Annotated in this window: 12 protein-coding genes; 9 read left to right on the top strand and 3 right to left on the bottom strand. The window is 70.5% G+C overall.

Annotated features, from left to right (window positions below; genetic code table 11):
• Window positions 1–333: 333 nt before the first annotated feature.
• From AB0877_RS00765 to AB0877_RS00790, 6 genes are all read left to right on the top strand, one after another.
• Window positions 334–1740 carry an APC family permease gene (locus AB0877_RS00765; RefSeq protein WP_366605413.1) on the top strand — a complete coding sequence of 469 codons (1407 nt, stop codon included), beginning with the start codon at window positions 334–336 and terminating at the stop codon, window positions 1738–1740.
• Window positions 1737–2750, top strand: a complete 1014-nt coding sequence (locus AB0877_RS00770; RefSeq protein ID WP_366605414.1) for an acetamidase/formamidase family protein — start codon at window positions 1737–1739, stop codon at window positions 2748–2750. The genes AB0877_RS00765 and AB0877_RS00770 overlap by 4 nt, the downstream gene beginning before the upstream one ends.
• Before the next feature lie 15 nt (window positions 2751–2765).
• The gene (locus tag AB0877_RS00775) at window positions 2766–3449 is read left to right on the top strand and encodes a GPP34 family phosphoprotein (protein WP_366605416.1); all 684 of its coding nucleotides are present in this window, start codon (window positions 2766–2768) and stop codon (window positions 3447–3449) included.
• 44 nt (window positions 3450–3493) lie between these two features.
• Window positions 3494–4162: a GNAT family N-acetyltransferase gene (locus tag AB0877_RS00780; RefSeq protein WP_366605418.1), complete on the top strand. Its 669-nt coding sequence runs from the start codon at window positions 3494–3496 to the stop codon at window positions 4160–4162.
• A 297-nt stretch (window positions 4163–4459) separates the two neighbouring features.
• Complete coding sequence (locus tag AB0877_RS00785; RefSeq protein WP_366605420.1) at window positions 4460–5590, top strand: tetratricopeptide repeat protein; 1131 nt, start codon at window positions 4460–4462, stop codon at window positions 5588–5590.
• Between the two features lie 70 nt (window positions 5591–5660).
• Entirely contained in the window at window positions 5661–6539 is an 879-nt protein-coding gene (locus AB0877_RS00790; protein WP_366605422.1) for a hypothetical protein, read from the top strand.
• Window positions 6540–6665: 126 nt separating this feature from the next.
• On the opposite strand, the gene AB0877_RS00795 is transcribed toward AB0877_RS00790, so the two are convergent.
• The 3 genes from AB0877_RS00795 to AB0877_RS00805 form a co-directional block, all read right to left on the bottom strand.
• A complete protein-coding gene (locus AB0877_RS00795) occupies window positions 6666–7490 on the bottom strand; it encodes a methyltransferase domain-containing protein (protein ID WP_366605424.1) in 825 nt (274 codons plus the stop codon).
• Between the two features lie 77 nt (window positions 7491–7567).
• Complete coding sequence (locus AB0877_RS00800; protein WP_366605426.1) at window positions 7568–9028, bottom strand: tyrosine-type recombinase/integrase; 1461 nt, start codon at window positions 9026–9028, stop codon at window positions 7568–7570.
• A gap of 197 nt (window positions 9029–9225) precedes the next feature.
• The gene (locus AB0877_RS00805) at window positions 9226–9546 is read right to left on the bottom strand and encodes a helix-turn-helix domain-containing protein (RefSeq protein ID WP_366605428.1); all 321 of its coding nucleotides are present in this window, start codon (window positions 9544–9546) and stop codon (window positions 9226–9228) included.
• Between the two features lie 1534 nt (window positions 9547–11080).
• On the opposite strand from AB0877_RS00805, the gene AB0877_RS00810 reads away from it, so the two are divergent.
• The 3 genes from AB0877_RS00810 to AB0877_RS00820 all read left to right on the top strand — a co-directional run bounded on the left by AB0877_RS00810 (window position 11081) and on the right by AB0877_RS00820 (window position 15032).
• Window positions 11081–11947: a hypothetical protein gene (locus AB0877_RS00810; protein WP_366605430.1), complete on the top strand. Its 867-nt coding sequence runs from the start codon at window positions 11081–11083 to the stop codon at window positions 11945–11947.
• Between the two features lie 556 nt (window positions 11948–12503).
• Window positions 12504–13472: a replication-relaxation family protein gene (locus tag AB0877_RS00815; RefSeq protein ID WP_366605432.1), complete on the top strand. Its 969-nt coding sequence runs from the start codon at window positions 12504–12506 to the stop codon at window positions 13470–13472.
• Between the two features lie 624 nt (window positions 13473–14096).
• On the top strand, window positions 14097–15032 hold the full coding sequence (locus AB0877_RS00820; RefSeq protein ID WP_366605434.1) for a replication-relaxation family protein: 936 nt from the start codon (window positions 14097–14099) through the stop codon (window positions 15030–15032).
• Window positions 15033–15328 lie beyond the last annotated feature (296 nt).

The following is a 15328-nucleotide window of genomic DNA, read 5'->3' on the forward strand; positions in this document are numbered from 1 at the left end:
ACCGTAAGACAGCGCCCTCGTCGACCGGCCTCGGGTGCACCGGCGACGGCGTAGAAGAAGTTGTCGTGCCGCCGAGCCGGCGCGAGTGCTCCCCAGGCACGGTCGACTCTACGCGCAAGCACTTCGTCCCTGCCGCTGGACGGTACGGCTCGAACTGCCGCTGGGCAGCTCAAGTTCGGAGCGACAAATTCGATGCGGACAACATCCTTTGTCCGCATTTTCGGTATCGACCGCGCCATTCGAATCGAGCGATCATTCGGAGCGTGAAGCAATTCACGCGCGGCCCAACATTGGACGTTTCGCCGCTGCCGACGAGCTCTTCGGAAGGGTGCAATGCAGCTACAAGATGAATTGACACGCTACGGCTACCGCCAGGAGTTAGCCCGGAGGCTTTGGTTCCGGGACCTGGTCGCGTATGGGTTGGTGTACATGGTGCCGATCGCGCCGATGGCGATCTTCGGCAGCGTCTATGCCGGATCTGGTGGGATGGTGGCCTTGGCGTACGCGATCGGCGTGGTGGCGCTGGTGTTTACCGCGTTCTCCTACGCGCAGATGGTCAAGGCGTTCCCCATGAGCGGCAGCGTCTACAACTACGCCGGTCGGGGCATCAGCCCGCCGGTGGGTTTCTTGGCCGGCTGGGTGATCCTCCTCGATTACGTGCTCGTGCCTGGCCTGCTGTACCTGGTGGCGTCGATGGCGATGCACGCCACGGTCCCGTCGGTGCCGGTGTGGCTGTGGCTGCTCGGGTTCGTGGCGGTCAACACGGTCGTCAACTCGGTCGGGATCCGGATGACCGCGGTGGTCACTCGGGTCATGCTCGTCGGCGAGTTGATCGTCCTGGCGATCTTCTTGGCCATTGCCGGCTGGGCCCTCGCCTCGGGCAGGGGCCGATTCAGCTGGGAGGCGTTCTACAACGCCGACACCTTCACCTGGTCGCTCGTCGCGGGCGCGGTGTCGATCGCGGTCCTGTCGTTCCTCGGCTTCGACGGCATCAGCATGCTGGCCGAGGAGACCAAGGGCGGCTCCCGTCAGATCGGCCGCGCCATGGCCGCCGTCCTGATCCTGGCCGGGGTGCTGTTCATCGTCCAGACGTGGCTGGCCGCGATGCTCGTCCCCGACCCGGCCGGTCTCCTGGCGATTGGTGACCCGAACGGGACCGCGTTCTACGACGCCGCCGCCGTGGCCGGCGGGAGTTGGCTGGCGACCCTGTGCGCGGTGGCGACGGCCATCGCCTGGGGGCTGCCGAACTCGATGGTCGCGCAGGTCGCCACCTCGCGGCTGCTGTACGCGATGGCCCGCGATCGGCAACTGCCCGCGTTCCTGGCGAAGGTGTCGATCCGCCGCAACGTGCCGATCAACGCCACCCTGCTCACCGGTGCCGTGTCCCTCGCCCTCGGCCTCTACATGGCCACCCGCGCCGACGGGATCACCCTTCTGTCGTCGCTGATCAACTTCGGGGCGATGGTCGCCTTCCTCGTGCTGCACGTCTCCGTGGTCGTGCACCACCTCATCCGCCAGCGCAGCGGCAACTGGTGGGCGCACCTGGTCATGCCCGGGATCGGGTTCGCGATCCTCGCCTACGTGGTGGTCAACGCCAATATCGCCGCGCAGCGCCTCGGCCTGGCCTGGCTCGCCCTCGGCATGGTCGTTCTCGCCGGCCTGTACCTGGTCGGCCGCCGGCCCGCGCTGTCGGGTTTGGCGCCCGCGCAGCCGCAGGCCCGTCACGTGGAACGGGTGTGACCGGCATGGACACGATCACTTACCGTCCGGCTCGCGATGAGTTGGCCTACACCTTCGGTGGCCGGATGCCGGTGGCCCACGTCCGCTCCGGCGACGTGCTGCGGGTGTTCACGGAGGACTGCTTCGGCGGTCTCGTGCGCGGGCCGGCGGATTTGCCGTCGCGGGTGTGCCGGATGCCGTACCTGAACCCGGTGTCGGGGCCGTTCTTCGTCGAGGACGCTGAGCCCGGCGACACCCTCGCGATCTACCTCGCTGCCATCGAGCCCGCCCGGGACTGGGGAGTCTCGTCGACGTTCCCGCACTTCGGAGCACTCACTTCGACCTCGCACACCGTTACGCTGCAGCCGCCGCTGGAGGAGCGGGTGTGGGTGTACGACATCGACCGGCAGGCCGGGACGATCCGCTTCCACGCCACGGGCAGCGACCACAGCGTCGACCTGCCGCTGGATCCGATGATCGGCACGATCGGGGTCGCGCCCGGCGGGTTCGAGGCCCGCTCCACGATCGTCCCCGACTCCCACGGCGGGAACCTGGACAGCCCGGAGCTGCGCGCCGGGGCCACCCTGTACCTGGGGGTGAACGTGCACGGGGCGATGCTCGCCCTCGGCGACGGGCACGCCCGCCAGGGCGAGGGTGAGGCCTGCGGGGTCGGGGTGGAGATCGCCACGACCACCACCCTGATCATCGAGGTCATCAAGGGCGTCCCGACGGTGTGGCCCCGCCTGGAGACAGACACGTCGATCATGTCCGTTGGTTGCGCCCGTCCCCTGGAAGACGCGTACCGGGTCGCGCACCGCGACCTGGTCGGCTGGGTGGGTGACCTCACCGGCCTGGAGCAGCTCGACGCCTACCAGCTGGTGTCGCAGGCGGGGCGGGCGCCGATCGGCAACGTCTGCGACCCGAACTACACGGTCCTCGCCGCCGTCGACAAGTTGCTGCTTCCGCAGCCGCAGGCCGCCTACGGCGGGATGCACGCCCGCCTCCGACAGCACGCCGGCGGGCCGCGGTAGAGGGGACTGGACCAAATGACCTCCTCGATCCCCCAGTTGCCGTTGCGCGACGAGTTGTTCCTGCTCGGTCACGACGACGACACCGGTCAGCCGCACATTCACCGCCGGGCCCTCGCCCTTGGCCTGGCTGGTGCGGTTCTTATCGACCTGTTCCTCGCCGGGCGGATCGCTCTCGACACCACGGACGACACCCCATCGGGCGAGGAGCAGCGTCTCTGGCTGCACCTGGACCGCCCGGTCGGGGACCTGATCGCCGACACCGCCCTGGCCTCCATCCGCTACGCCCACCCGACCCCGCCCCTGCGGGGGTGGCTGCGCGGGTTCGCCGACGATCTGTACGACCGCACCCGCGCCGGCCTGCACGCTGGCGGGATCCTGCGCCACGACGTGCGCCGCCGCCTCGGCGGGCTGGCCCGCACCGACCGTTATCTGCCCGCCGACCTCAAGTGGCCGGTCGTCGCCCGCGCCCGGCTGCACTACATCGCCGCCGGCCGTGATCAGCCCGACAACCACACCGCCGCCCTGGGCGGCCTCGTCGCGACCCTCGGCCTGACCCACCACCTGTACCTCGCCGACGACATCGCCGCCCTCACCGTGCAGCTGCGCACCATCGCCGCGCAGCACCACCGGCAGGTCCGCGACATTACCGCCGCGGTGGACGCCGTCGTCGGTGACCTCGCCACCGCCGCCTACCGGTGAGCCCCGCGCCATCCCACCCGATCCGCTGCCCTTGGAGGCATCTCATGGACGTCATTCCGCGTATCCGTGCCGCCCGGTGGGCGGATAAGGAACCGGTCGCCGCGATCGTCGCCGACGCCCTGCATTCCGGCCCGCTCGCCCAGTGGCTAGTGCCGGATCCGACCTGCCGGCGGCGGATCCTGGCCGATGTGGCAGTGATCTGGGTGGAGCACGCCATGTTCTTCGGCGACATTCAGATCACCGACGACCTGAGCGCCGCCGCGATGGGGTTTCACCGCTACCGCAGCATCCCGCCACCGTCGAACTACCGCAGCCGACTGGCCGACGCCGCCGGCCCGCACGCGCGGCAGTTTGAACTCCTCGACCAGCTGCTCACCCAAGTCCGACCCACCGAGCCTCACTACCACCTGGCAGTGCTCGCCGTCCTTCCCGCCGCCCAGCGGCGCGGCATCGGCGCGGCGATGCTCACCCACCACGAGAGCCGCCTCGACCGCATCGACATGCCCTCCTGGACCGAGACCATCCACGGCAGCCAGGACGTGTACCGCCGGCACGGCTACCTCCCGAGACCCGGGCTCACCCTGCCCGACGGGCCGCTCATCGCCCCGATGCGCCGCAACCCTCACCCGGCTCGCGGAGCCTGGCCCGTGAACACCGCCAGGCCGGCAACCGTCACCGCGCCGACGCGCCCCCAGTCCGACGCGCAACGCTAGGCCGGGTGCAGACGCCCAGGTCCAGGTCACAGCCCTGACTGAGTTTATCGATCACCGTCCCCGCGTCACCGCCCGCCAGCTGTGCTCGGCCCACGAAGGGGGCGTACAAGCCGGTCGCCCGCCCGTAGAGGGACGGCAGGGGCGACCGACGTGGCCGGCGACGACGGTCCCCCGCTGTCGCCGCCGGCCACACCCTCCGCCCAGATCGGCAGCAGCCTTGGGCCGTGACCGCCTGCGCCACCCCAGCGGCTCTACCCGCACCCACCACCCGAACACGAACAGCAGGAAGGAACGCCGATGCCGACGCGGACGCCAGTCCTCGCCGCGTGGACACCCGCCTTTGTCGCCGAAGTCGTCGCCGCGAGCATCGAGCACGCCGCCGTCAACGGCCTGCACCGAGCGTTCCGGGACGTGGCCCGCGGCCATGGCCTGTCGCCCGCGACGGTCGAGGAATGGGTCTCGCGGGCCCGCGCCGTACAGGCCGCGCCCGTGCCACCCGACCTCCTGGCCTGCCACACCTGCGCGCGATCCATGGTCCTCATCCGGCTGCCCGGCTGCGGCAGGGTCTACCTGTGCTCGCCGTCCTGCGGGCGCACACCGGTTCCGGCCGACGAGATCCGCGACGCCGTCGCCGCAGTGATCCTGCACCGCACCCCACACCTTGTCCCAGCCGGCAAGACGACCCAGGCCGCCTCCTACGCGCTCGGCCCGATCCACCGCGTCGCCGTCGGCGCGACCGGCACAGACCTGCACATCACCTGGAGGGCCATCTCACGCCAGATCACCGGCCCGATGATGGGCATGGCTCAGCGTCTGCACGTGGCCCAGCGCCACGCCGCCGACAACACGCTCGAACGTGCCATCGACGTCCTGCACAGCGGGCTCCTGCACATCAATCCCACCAGCGGCAGGCTCGCCCTGGACACCGCGACCGCCCGCGCCGCCGCGCTCCTGGCCACCCTCACCCTCACCAGCGGCGAGCCAGCCGCCGCGCTGCCCTGGGCCCAGTGGGGACACCGCAGCCTGCGCCACCTCCTCCGAGACCCCACCAACCCGGAGGTCCGCGCCGCCCTGCGCGTCCTGGCCGCCACCCACCGCGCCGCCGGGAACCTCACCGCCGCCAGCGACTGCTACAGCGACCTCATCCGCCACCACACCCAAGCCGACGGACCCTACGCACTACCCACCCTCGCCGCCCAAGCCACCCTCGCCGTCGTCCTACACGAACACGGCCGCCAGGAACCGGCGCGGCAACTCCTCGCCCGGACCATCGCCGACCACCGCCGCGCCCATCCCCACCACCCCGCCGTCGCCCGCATGGCAGCCGCCCTGTACCGCATGCACACCACAGCTACCGGCCCGCCGGGTCATCCCACGCACTTTGCGATGACCGCCATGCCCGGCACCGGCCGGACCGCCCGAACCTGAACGCCCACTACCGGGACAGATTGCCTGGGCGCACCCGCACCAGACTCGCATCGGAAGGACACGAGACACCTTGCTCCGCACCACCCTCACCACGCGCCGATTCTCGGCGGGGCTGATCGCCGGCCTCCTAGTCGCTGGCTGCCAACCTGGACCCTCCGGCCCGTCATCGGCAACACCAGCTCCCGCGACGCCCTCGGCGTCCCCAATCCCGGCACTCGCGGCGACCGCGCCCGGCTTCACCCCACAGCAGCGCCTGCGCCTGCTCGCCGACACCATCACCGCCGCCCCCGCCGATCGCACGATCGACCTGCCCTACACCTACCTGCACACCCAATCCTGGACCCGTGCCACCAATGTCATCACCCGCTCAGACCTACAGCGCTGGCGCCGCGACGCCGATGATTCCGGGCGCGAGGTGACGCGCCGGCTCCCCGACGTGCGTGGCCTCGCCCACCGCCCGACATCCGACGAACGCCGCCAGTTCGCCGCTGCCGGGACGAAGTCGACGCGATACGTCAGCGGCGATCTCGAGCCGTACCTTCCCGAACCGCTGACCACCGACATCGCCGAGCTCGCTGGTGCGCTGGCCCCACGCGAACTGGCCAGCGAGCCCGCCTACCCGCGCATGCTCGTCCACGGCGTCATCGGCGTCGCCACCAGCCAATACCTCAACCGAGCACAGCGCGCAGCCACACTGCGCGTCCTCGCGGACGTGCCGACCATCGCCTACCAGGGCGAGCGGACTGACCTCACCGGACGAACCGGCCTCGGCTTCACCGTGACGGCCGACAACTCCCAGACGCAGCTCATCGTCCACCCCCGCACGGGCGAAATCCTCTCTGCCCACGAACAGGTGCACGGTGCGAAGCCCGGCCTGTTCTCCTACCTGCTGATCCTCGAACGCGGCCACACCGCCACCGACACCGGAACACCCTCCGGGCGGCCCTGAGCTGCCCCGTCCACTGGGAGGGGCGCATCGGCTTGCAGGTGGTGTCCGGCTCCTGCAGTCCCGGCTGGCCCAGTCCCTGTTGAAGGCGTGGATCGCTGGGGGTCTTCAGTCGTCCGCTGCCCGCTTTCAAGAACCGGCCGGAAGGGCGGAGTTGTCTCGCCGCGGTGCCGTGTACAGCGCGGTGACGTAGTGGTCGATCGCCATCGCCCCGGGTTGGCGGGCGATCACCTCGGCGACGTCGTCGAGGAACGCCTCGCGCTGGTCAGTACTCAGCTCGCGTACGTTCGGGAAGGTCCTCCACAGCCCGCGCGCGCCGTGCGGGGTCAGCTGGTGCTCCCAGCGGATCATCTCGACCTGGACGGGGCCGAACCAGTCACCTGCCCGCAGTTCCGCCGTGCGCTCGGCGACCCGCAGCGGCGCTGGCCTACCGGCGGGGCCGCGCCCCTGCCCCGGTAGCCACCGTCGGTACACCGCGTCCAGCTCCGTACGCCAGGGCGGGCTGCGGTCGGGGTCGCCGAAGACCGTCCACCACACCGCCAGCCCTCCGCCCGGCCGCACCAGGCGGGCCAGTCGTCGCACAGCCGCGCCCGTGTCCAGCCAGTGGAACGCGGTGGCGCAGACCGCCAGGTCGAAGGTGTCGTCGGGCAGCGCCACGGTGGCGAAGTCGCCCTCGACGACGGTCACGTCGTGGCCGGTCAGGTTCGTTCGCAGCCGGGCCGCCAGCCGGCCACCGAGTTCCACCGCCAGCACCGACGCGCCCGCGGCCACGAGGGGACGGGTCACCTGCCCGGTTCCAGGTCCGACCTCCAGGACGCGCGCACCCGGTCGCAGCCCGCACTCGGCAAGCACCTCGTACACCCGCTGCGGGTATCCCGGCCGAGCCGCCTGGTAGTTGTCCGGGTCCTCGTCGAAGCTGCCCCGCCGGCTCAGCCGCTGGTCGTCACCGCCCACGTCGCGAGCGTATTCGCTCGGGCGACCGGGGCCGGCCCGGCCCGCGGTCGTCCGCTGCCGCTTCAGTGAGGATGGGTTCACCCTGCCTTGCGGCGTTTCTGGTTGATTTTCTTCGCGACGGCGTCGGCGGCGTCCTGGTGCAGCTGTTTGGTGACGCTCTGGTAGGTGTCGCGGGTCAGGGTCGTGGTGGAGTGGCCGAGTTGGTCGGAGAGGACCTTGATGTCTACGCCGGCGTCGAGGGCGATGGTGGCGGCGCTGTGGCGCAGGTCGTGCAGCCGGATCGGTGGTAGACCGGCCTTGCGTACAAGCCGGCGGAAGCGTTGGGTGACGGCGTTGGGGTGCCACGGCTTGCCGTCGGGGCGGACGAAGAACAGTCCGGTGTCGGGCCACGCCGGGCCGGCGGCGAGTTGCCACTGGGCGCGGCGTGCCTTGTAGGCGGTGAGGACCTTGACGGTGTCGGCGTCGAGGGCGACGTCGCGGTTGCCGGCTCTGCTCTTCGGCGGTTTCTGCACCGGGGTGTAGCCGTGGGTGGCGATCTGGTTGTTGATGGTGGTCTCCCGTCGGTGCAGGCGGACCTCGCTGTCACGCAGGCCGCACGCCTCGCCGCGGCGGGGCCCCCGGTAGGCCATGTAGTGCCACATCGGGTGCAGGTCGGGAGCGTGTTGGGCGGCGTCGTCGAGAAAGTCGACGACCTGGTTGTCGGTCCACACCATCACCGGTCCGGGCACCTTTCCGGTGTCCTTCCAGCGCTGCACGCGTTCGTCCTCCCACACGATCGGCAGCGGCCGATCACCCGGGGTCTTGACCAGGGCGGCCGGGTTAGAGCCGACGATCAGTTCGTCGGCGAGGGCATCGTTGATGGCCTTGCGCAGGCAGGCGCGGATGCGCTGCCGGGTCGTGGGGCCGGTGGGCCGCACCCCGGCTGCGGACCTGCGCACCGCCGGGTCGGGACTGGTCTTCGCGGCACGGATGTCGTCGTTGCGGCGTTCGATCGCGGCGAGCATGGCACGGACGTGGCTGGTGCGCAGCTTGTCTAGCGGGACCTCGCCGAGGTGCGGGATCAGGTGCACCCGCACGATGGACTCGTAGCCGTGCAGGGTGTTGTCGTCCACGCTGAGGTGGGTGAGCCAGCCGGTGAGGTAGTCGGCGACGGTGGGCGCGTCAACGAGGGGGCCATCGCCGCGCAGCCGCTGGCGGATCCGGTCGACCTCGGGCAGGGGCCGTTTGGTGCGTGCGGCGTTCTGGAGCAGGTCGCCGATCTCGGTGCGGCGGCGCCGGTCGCCCTTGGCGAGGGCGAGCAGTTCGCGGGCGTGGTCGAGTTCGTCGGCGGCGGCCCGCCGGGAGGGTAGGCCGGAGCGGCGTAGTTGCCGGCGCGCGCCGTCGGCGGCGGGTGGGAGTTCGAGCTGGTAGGTCCAATGGCCGTGCTCGGAACTCCAGGCGCGGTTGGGGCGACGCAGCTTGGGGCAGTCGTTTCCGAGTGGCTTGCCGGTGTCGGGGTGGCGGCAGCCGCAGCGTTTGAAGATGCTTCCGTCAGGCATGGCTGGTGGTGCTCCTCGATCAGGTGGGGGTGCATCGGTTTCGTCGATCGACATCCACGCGTGATCCGCGGGCACGATCAAGTCGCCGGGACCGTCAGACGACGGTCCCGGCGCACGGTCGGAATGGGAACAGAGCCGCGCGTGTCAGCGGGGCGTAAGGGTTGAACGGGAGGCGTCCACGCCGGCGCGGAAGGCACCTACGGTGGAACGCTCGCGGCACCGGCGGCTTGCTCCAGAGTGGTCCCCGGGTCGTGCAGGTGCAGGGCGGCGAGTAGCGGCGCCGTCGGTATCCGGTAGTGGGCACCGACGCGGAAGTGCGGCACGGGGAACGCGTCGCGGCGGATCAGCTTGTAGGCGGCGGAGCGGGACATGCCGAGCACTGCCGCGGCGGTGGCCAGGTCGGTGCTGGCGCCCAGGGCGCGTATCCGCTCGGCCGTCCACGTCGGCTCCCGCTCACCGCCGGCCGGTCCTTCCCCGGACTGAGGTGGCAGGGTTCGAATGCGTCTGGACGATCTCATGGTCATCTCCTCAACGGTGGGTACGGGCGTACGGCGTCAGGCACGGGGGCGCGCGGCGGTGAGGCCGGATGCCCGAATGCGGACTCGGCCCTCACGGCCGGACCGCAGGAGCAGCTCCGACAGGCGCTCGACCTGGCTCGGAGACATCCAGCACGGCCGGCCGGGACGACTCAAGCGGTACTTACGTCGGTGCTCGCTCATCTCGATGCCGGCTCCGCGCCGCGCCGGTCAGGGCGCTGACACCTGTAAAACCGCGCCTGTGTGCTCTGGCGAACGCCTGCCTGACTCACCGCCGCTCACAGGGGCTCACAGGCCGCCCGTCCGTGCGCTCACACGAGGGCCGGCGCCGATACCAACGCCGATGCGCCGCCGCCCCGGCGCCAACCACCCGGACAGTGGCAGAAGTCGATGACATGGTGGGCGGCGTGGCGGTTGACGAATGCTCCGACAGCCTGTCCGCCGACGACTCCGCCACGGTGCCAACGTGTCACACGGCGAAGTGGCACGACCGGCCAGGCACTCATGCGGGTCGATGACAAGTTGTCCGCGAAAATGTCCGTCACCGACGAGCGCGGACACCGCTGGCGAGCGGTTGACACACCCGCCCACGCGGCGCGGTGATGTCATGCCGGCTGGTCATCGCCGCCACGGGACGGACCTCCGCCAACCTGCGCCAGCGTCACTCCCGGCCGGTGACACGCGAGGAAGAGTTGTCCCGGGCCTGATCAGCGACCCGCCGGACAAGTTGTCAACGACGAGCATCGATGACATGCGCGACGTCACGGACACCGGTCCAGGCACGGAGGACATGCTGTGCCCACCTTGAGGCCATGGCCGCGCGCACGATACCCATCGACACTTCTCGACGTCGTGTGACCGCTCGTGAACGCGTGTCCGGACAACGTGACACAGCGCCCATGCCGACGTTCCTGCCCTCTCGGACGCGATCGCCAACGCCCGCACGGACAACCTGTCAATCGACCGCCCTCGTTGACACCGGATCGCCCGCTTTCCGGCGAGGCAGCCGGGACCGAGGGTTCTCCCACTGGTGCGCACACCTCGGCGGTCGACATGGGTGAGGCGCCGGGCATGACGCCCAGGGACGAGGACGCGGCATTTGGTTGGGGTTCGCGCCACGCCGGCGTCGTCCGCTGGCCTACCGGGCGTGCCGGCAGCGGATGCCACGCCGCTGTGAGTCGCTGTGAGCGGCTGTGAGCCGCTGTGAGTGACTGTGAGCGGTGGGCGCGGCTCGACGATCGTGACCTCTTCGCTGAGCCGTCCGGGTGCCGCCCACGGTGCGCCTCGGTGGCTCACAGCCCTGCTCAGCCGTACCGCGGCCCGTCCGCGTCGCCCGCCAGGTGCCGGACTGACACCCGGAGTTCGGGTGGGGCGCTACGGCGGTCCGCTGGGGGCAGAAAGCGGTCCTGACCTGCGCTGTGAGCGGTTGTGAGTGGGTCATGGCGTAATCGGCATCCCAGCGTCGCCGAAAAGACGGCGGCGGCCCTCGATGGTCTCTGACCGAGGAGTACTGATCATGAGTGTGTCCGACACGATCTGGCCCGCCGCGCCCCTGGACGCCGTCGACGTGGCGTTCGCGGCGCTGACCAGCGACCCGGCGCCCCTGTCCCTCGACCTCGAGATGTTCGGTCCGGATGATGGCCTGCCAAGGGGTGTCGTGGCGCTGCCGGCGCTGCGGGACTGGCTGCTGGCGAACCCGCGCGCTTACACGGCCCGCGACGTGGTGTGGCGGGAGTTGATCCGTCGTTCCCGCCTGGACGGGCCGCAGTGGGTCATCGCTGCGGTCGGCATGGCGATGCCGGCGCTGCGCCGCTACGCGAGACGGTTGTCCGACGGCTACCGCGGTGACCCCGACGACATCGGCGCGGAGATCCTCGCGGGTTTCCTGGCGGCGCTGCGTGACCACGTGGACGTGGCCCGCCGGGCGCCGTACGCGTCGTTGTGCCGGGCCGGGTGGCGCGCCGGGCACGCGCTGCGTCAGCAGGCCGGCGAGTTCACTACGGTCGAGGACGTGGAGCGCGTCACGGGACCGCGGACCCCGCAGGTGCCCTACGGGCATCCCGACGTGCTGGTACGCCGCGCGGTGCGCCTGGGGATCCTCGACGCCGACGACGAGCAGCCCTACATCGACGTGCGACTGGGACGGCGGGCCATGGATCCGATCGCGGCCCGGATGGGCATCAGCACCGACGCCCTGCGCATGCGGTTGGGTCGCATTGACACCCGACTCGCCGAAGCCCTCGCCAGCGGCATGCTGACCGGCGCGGCGTCCCCGCAGGCCGCCGAGGCGTTGGCGGCGCGAGCCCAACGCCGGGCCAGTCTGCGCGCCGCCAGCCGCAATCGCGTCCCCACCACCACCGCCACGTCGACGGCAGTCGCGTAGGTCCGCTCTCGGAGAACCCCCTCGTGACGACGTTATTTCCTTGCGGGGTTCACCTGAGCCTGGGCCGGATCTGTCCGTTGAGAGCGAAGCCGAACCACGTCCGCCCCGTGAACAGGGGTGGGTCATCTTCGATGGCAGAAACTCGATCCGAGCCAGATTCGATGGCAAGAATTTCAACGTCGCCCGCAACGGACAAGATCACCTCGGCTGGAAAACCGCCCGCTGTGAGTGGCTGTGAGTGGTTGTGAGTGAGGCAGGCGTTCGCCAGAGCACACAAACGGCGGTTCCTTAATGACGGCACCAGAAGCCGCACTCGGATCCTCGCCCTACCGCAGGTACCAGCCGGCGATCCGGCCGCGCGGACCGGTCGGTGCCGTGCCCGGGCTGCCGTCCGGGCACGGGACCGGCGATCTGGCAACGCCCTGTCACCCGCTGCGACGCACGACCGCGGTGGCGTGATCCGCCCGAGGTGTGCCGCACCGACGCGGTCGCACAGGCATTCATCCACCCCTGCCACCCCCAACCCCGGGATGGCACCACCTTGGAGGTACCGGTCATGTCGACCACCTACCATCCCCAGTTCACTGTCCCGTCCACCCGATCGATTCCTGCGGAGCTGCTCTTGGCCGAGAGCGGCCGCATGCGCCGGCCCGACTGGTGGGCCGTCGAGATGCTCGCCGAGCACCGCGTCCTGACCACCGGGCAGCTCACCGCACTCGGCTTCGCCACCACCACGGCGTCGGCCACCCGACGTCTGGCGATCCTCGCCCGCCGCGGCTGGATCGACCGCCTCTGGAACACCAGCGTTGCGGTCACCACCGACACCTGGTGGTGCCTCGGCCCGATCGGCGCCCAACTCACCCCACTCAGCGAAGACCGCGATGTCACCCCGGCGCAGGCGTACCGGGCCCGCGACCGGCTCCGCGAACACACGGGCCTGCCCGGCCTGCTGCGGGCCAACGACTTCTTCGTCGACCTGGCCACCCACGCGCTCACCAAGCCCGGGAGTGACCTACGCACCTGGTGGTCACCGCGCACCTGCCGATATGTCACCGCGGCGCGACATGCCGCCTGGCACGGCGAGTACATCCACGACCGCGACCGCCACGCGTTCTGGTACCAGCCCGACCCCGGCGAGATCCGTCCCGCCGACCTCGCCGACCACGTCCACGCCTACCGGCGGCTGGCCGAACAAACCGGCCTGGCGACCCTGCTGGTCCACGCCGCCGACCCGCAGCGCGAGCAGGAACTACGCCGCTACCTCGAGCGCCGCAACACGCGGCACCTCACCGTCGTCACCAGCAACCCCGAGCACGGCCACCCGGCCGACCCGGTCTGGCAGCCGATCGGCGATACACACCGCCTCGCCCTGACCGACCTTCCCCACACCCCCGAGCAGTGGCCGCCCGACACCGTGACCTTCAAGGAGGTACGGCCCCGAGCCCCACACCCCATCTACGACCCCGAGCGCCCCTACGAAGAATCCATCGCCAACGGCGAGTACCACTACCCGCCGCGCCCCTGACCAACCGACCGCTGCTCCTCGACCGGCCCACCCGGGCCGGTCGAGGAGCAGACCGGGGCGGCCAACGAAGCGCTTACACGGTCGCTGTCAGGAGGACTACCGGAGGCTGCCGTTCGCTTCGAATCCGAACGGCAACGCCGACGGCTCTCACACCGCAGGTCGCAGCCGCTGTGACCAACTTCGACCTTCAGGCGACTGACTGCCCGTGTCACCGGAAGTTCGCCACACGAGCGAGACCAGGCAGGTTGGCATGTCCAACCAGGCTTCCGCACAGCCCTGCGGACCTCCGGTTGCGCCCGCCCGCTGCGGCCGCGGGGCGCACCAACCCCACACCCCCTCGCACCTCTGACCTTGGAGCAACAACGATGATCACCCCGCACCGCGAACCTCACCAGCGTCACCGGCCCGACTCACACCCACCCTCACCGCACTGTCACGCCGAACCCGTTGTGCCCGGCGCTTCAGCGGTCAGTGCCGATCTCCGTTCTACCGTCCGTCTTGATCCTGACCCTCAACCCGACCCCCCACAGTCACTCACAGCCCAGGTCAGCCCCGCTGTCAGCAGTCGGGGACCGCTCCAGACAGACCCTCCAGTCTCGGGTCTCTCCCCCAGGGCTTGTGCCCATGGCTAAACACCTACCCGCCGCGGACCCGCTGCTGCGCCTGCAGGCCAGCATCACCGCCCGCGACGACCGGCTCCTGGGCTGGCTCTACGACCACGGCGTGCTCACCACCGACCAGATCGCCGCCGCCCTGTTCCCATCCCTGGACTTCACCCAACGCCGCCTACGCCGCCTCACCGCCCTGCGAGCGGTCGACCGGTTCCGACCCAACAAAGCCGACGGAGGCTCGCACCCCTACCACTACGTCCTGGACCAACTCGGCTACGACCACGTCCACGCCCAACGCGGACTCCCACGAGGCCGCCGCGACCAAGCCCGCCGCCGCAAACACTCCCTCACCAACCGACCGGACCTGCCGCACCTGCTCGGCGGCAACCAGGTCTTCATCGACCTCGCCGCCCACGCCCGCACCCACCCCGACACCGACCTCGTTCGCTGGCAACCCGCATCGGCCTACCACGAACCCGGCACCCTCTACCGCAAAGGCGCCAACCCGCACCTCATCCTCGCCGGAGCGACCGGCTTCCCCCGCCCGGACGGCGCCGGAATATGGACCGAGGACGGAAGATCCGTGCCGTTCTTCCTCGAGTACGACACCAGCGGTGAGAACCTGCAGGTCCTCATCGACAAAATCATCAAATACGAGCGGCTCTACCTCCTGAGCACCTGGGCGTGGCCGGTGCTGTTGCACCTACCCTCCGCACGACGCGAGGCGAACCTGCACCACCGGATCGCCGGCACCGACCCAAAGGCGGCCATCGCCACCACCACCGCCGAACTACGCACCGCCCTCGCCGCCAGCCCCGCCCACCAGATCTGGCAACTCCCCGGCCGTACCGGCCGTCACCGCCTCATCGACCTGCCCTACACCGACACCCACCACGACGACCAATACCCCACCCACGACCAGCCCACCCCGGACGAGCGGGCCGCCTAAGATGGGGAGTGGGACACGTGGCGTGTGCGGCGGCCTGCGGGCCGCACACGCCGCTGAACCCCACCCCCCACCCCCCACCCACCAGCTCCCGCAGGGCCCGTAACCGTCACCCGCCGTGCGGGCGCGCACCGGGGCGACCAGAGCGGACTGCGCCTCGATCGGAAGCGTTGAGTCGGCCTGAGCCGCGGTGTCAGGATTGCTCCTGGTCCGTTTCCTCAGGCCGCTCGGGGCACGCCCGCCGCCGAATAGACCCACCGCCGCCAACCGGTGGCCGACAGCCTCAGCGCATCACACTG

The organism is Micromonospora sp. NPDC047644, from assembly GCF_040704315.1.
In the GTDB taxonomy this organism is placed as follows: domain Bacteria; phylum Actinomycetota; class Actinomycetes; order Mycobacteriales; family Micromonosporaceae; genus Micromonospora.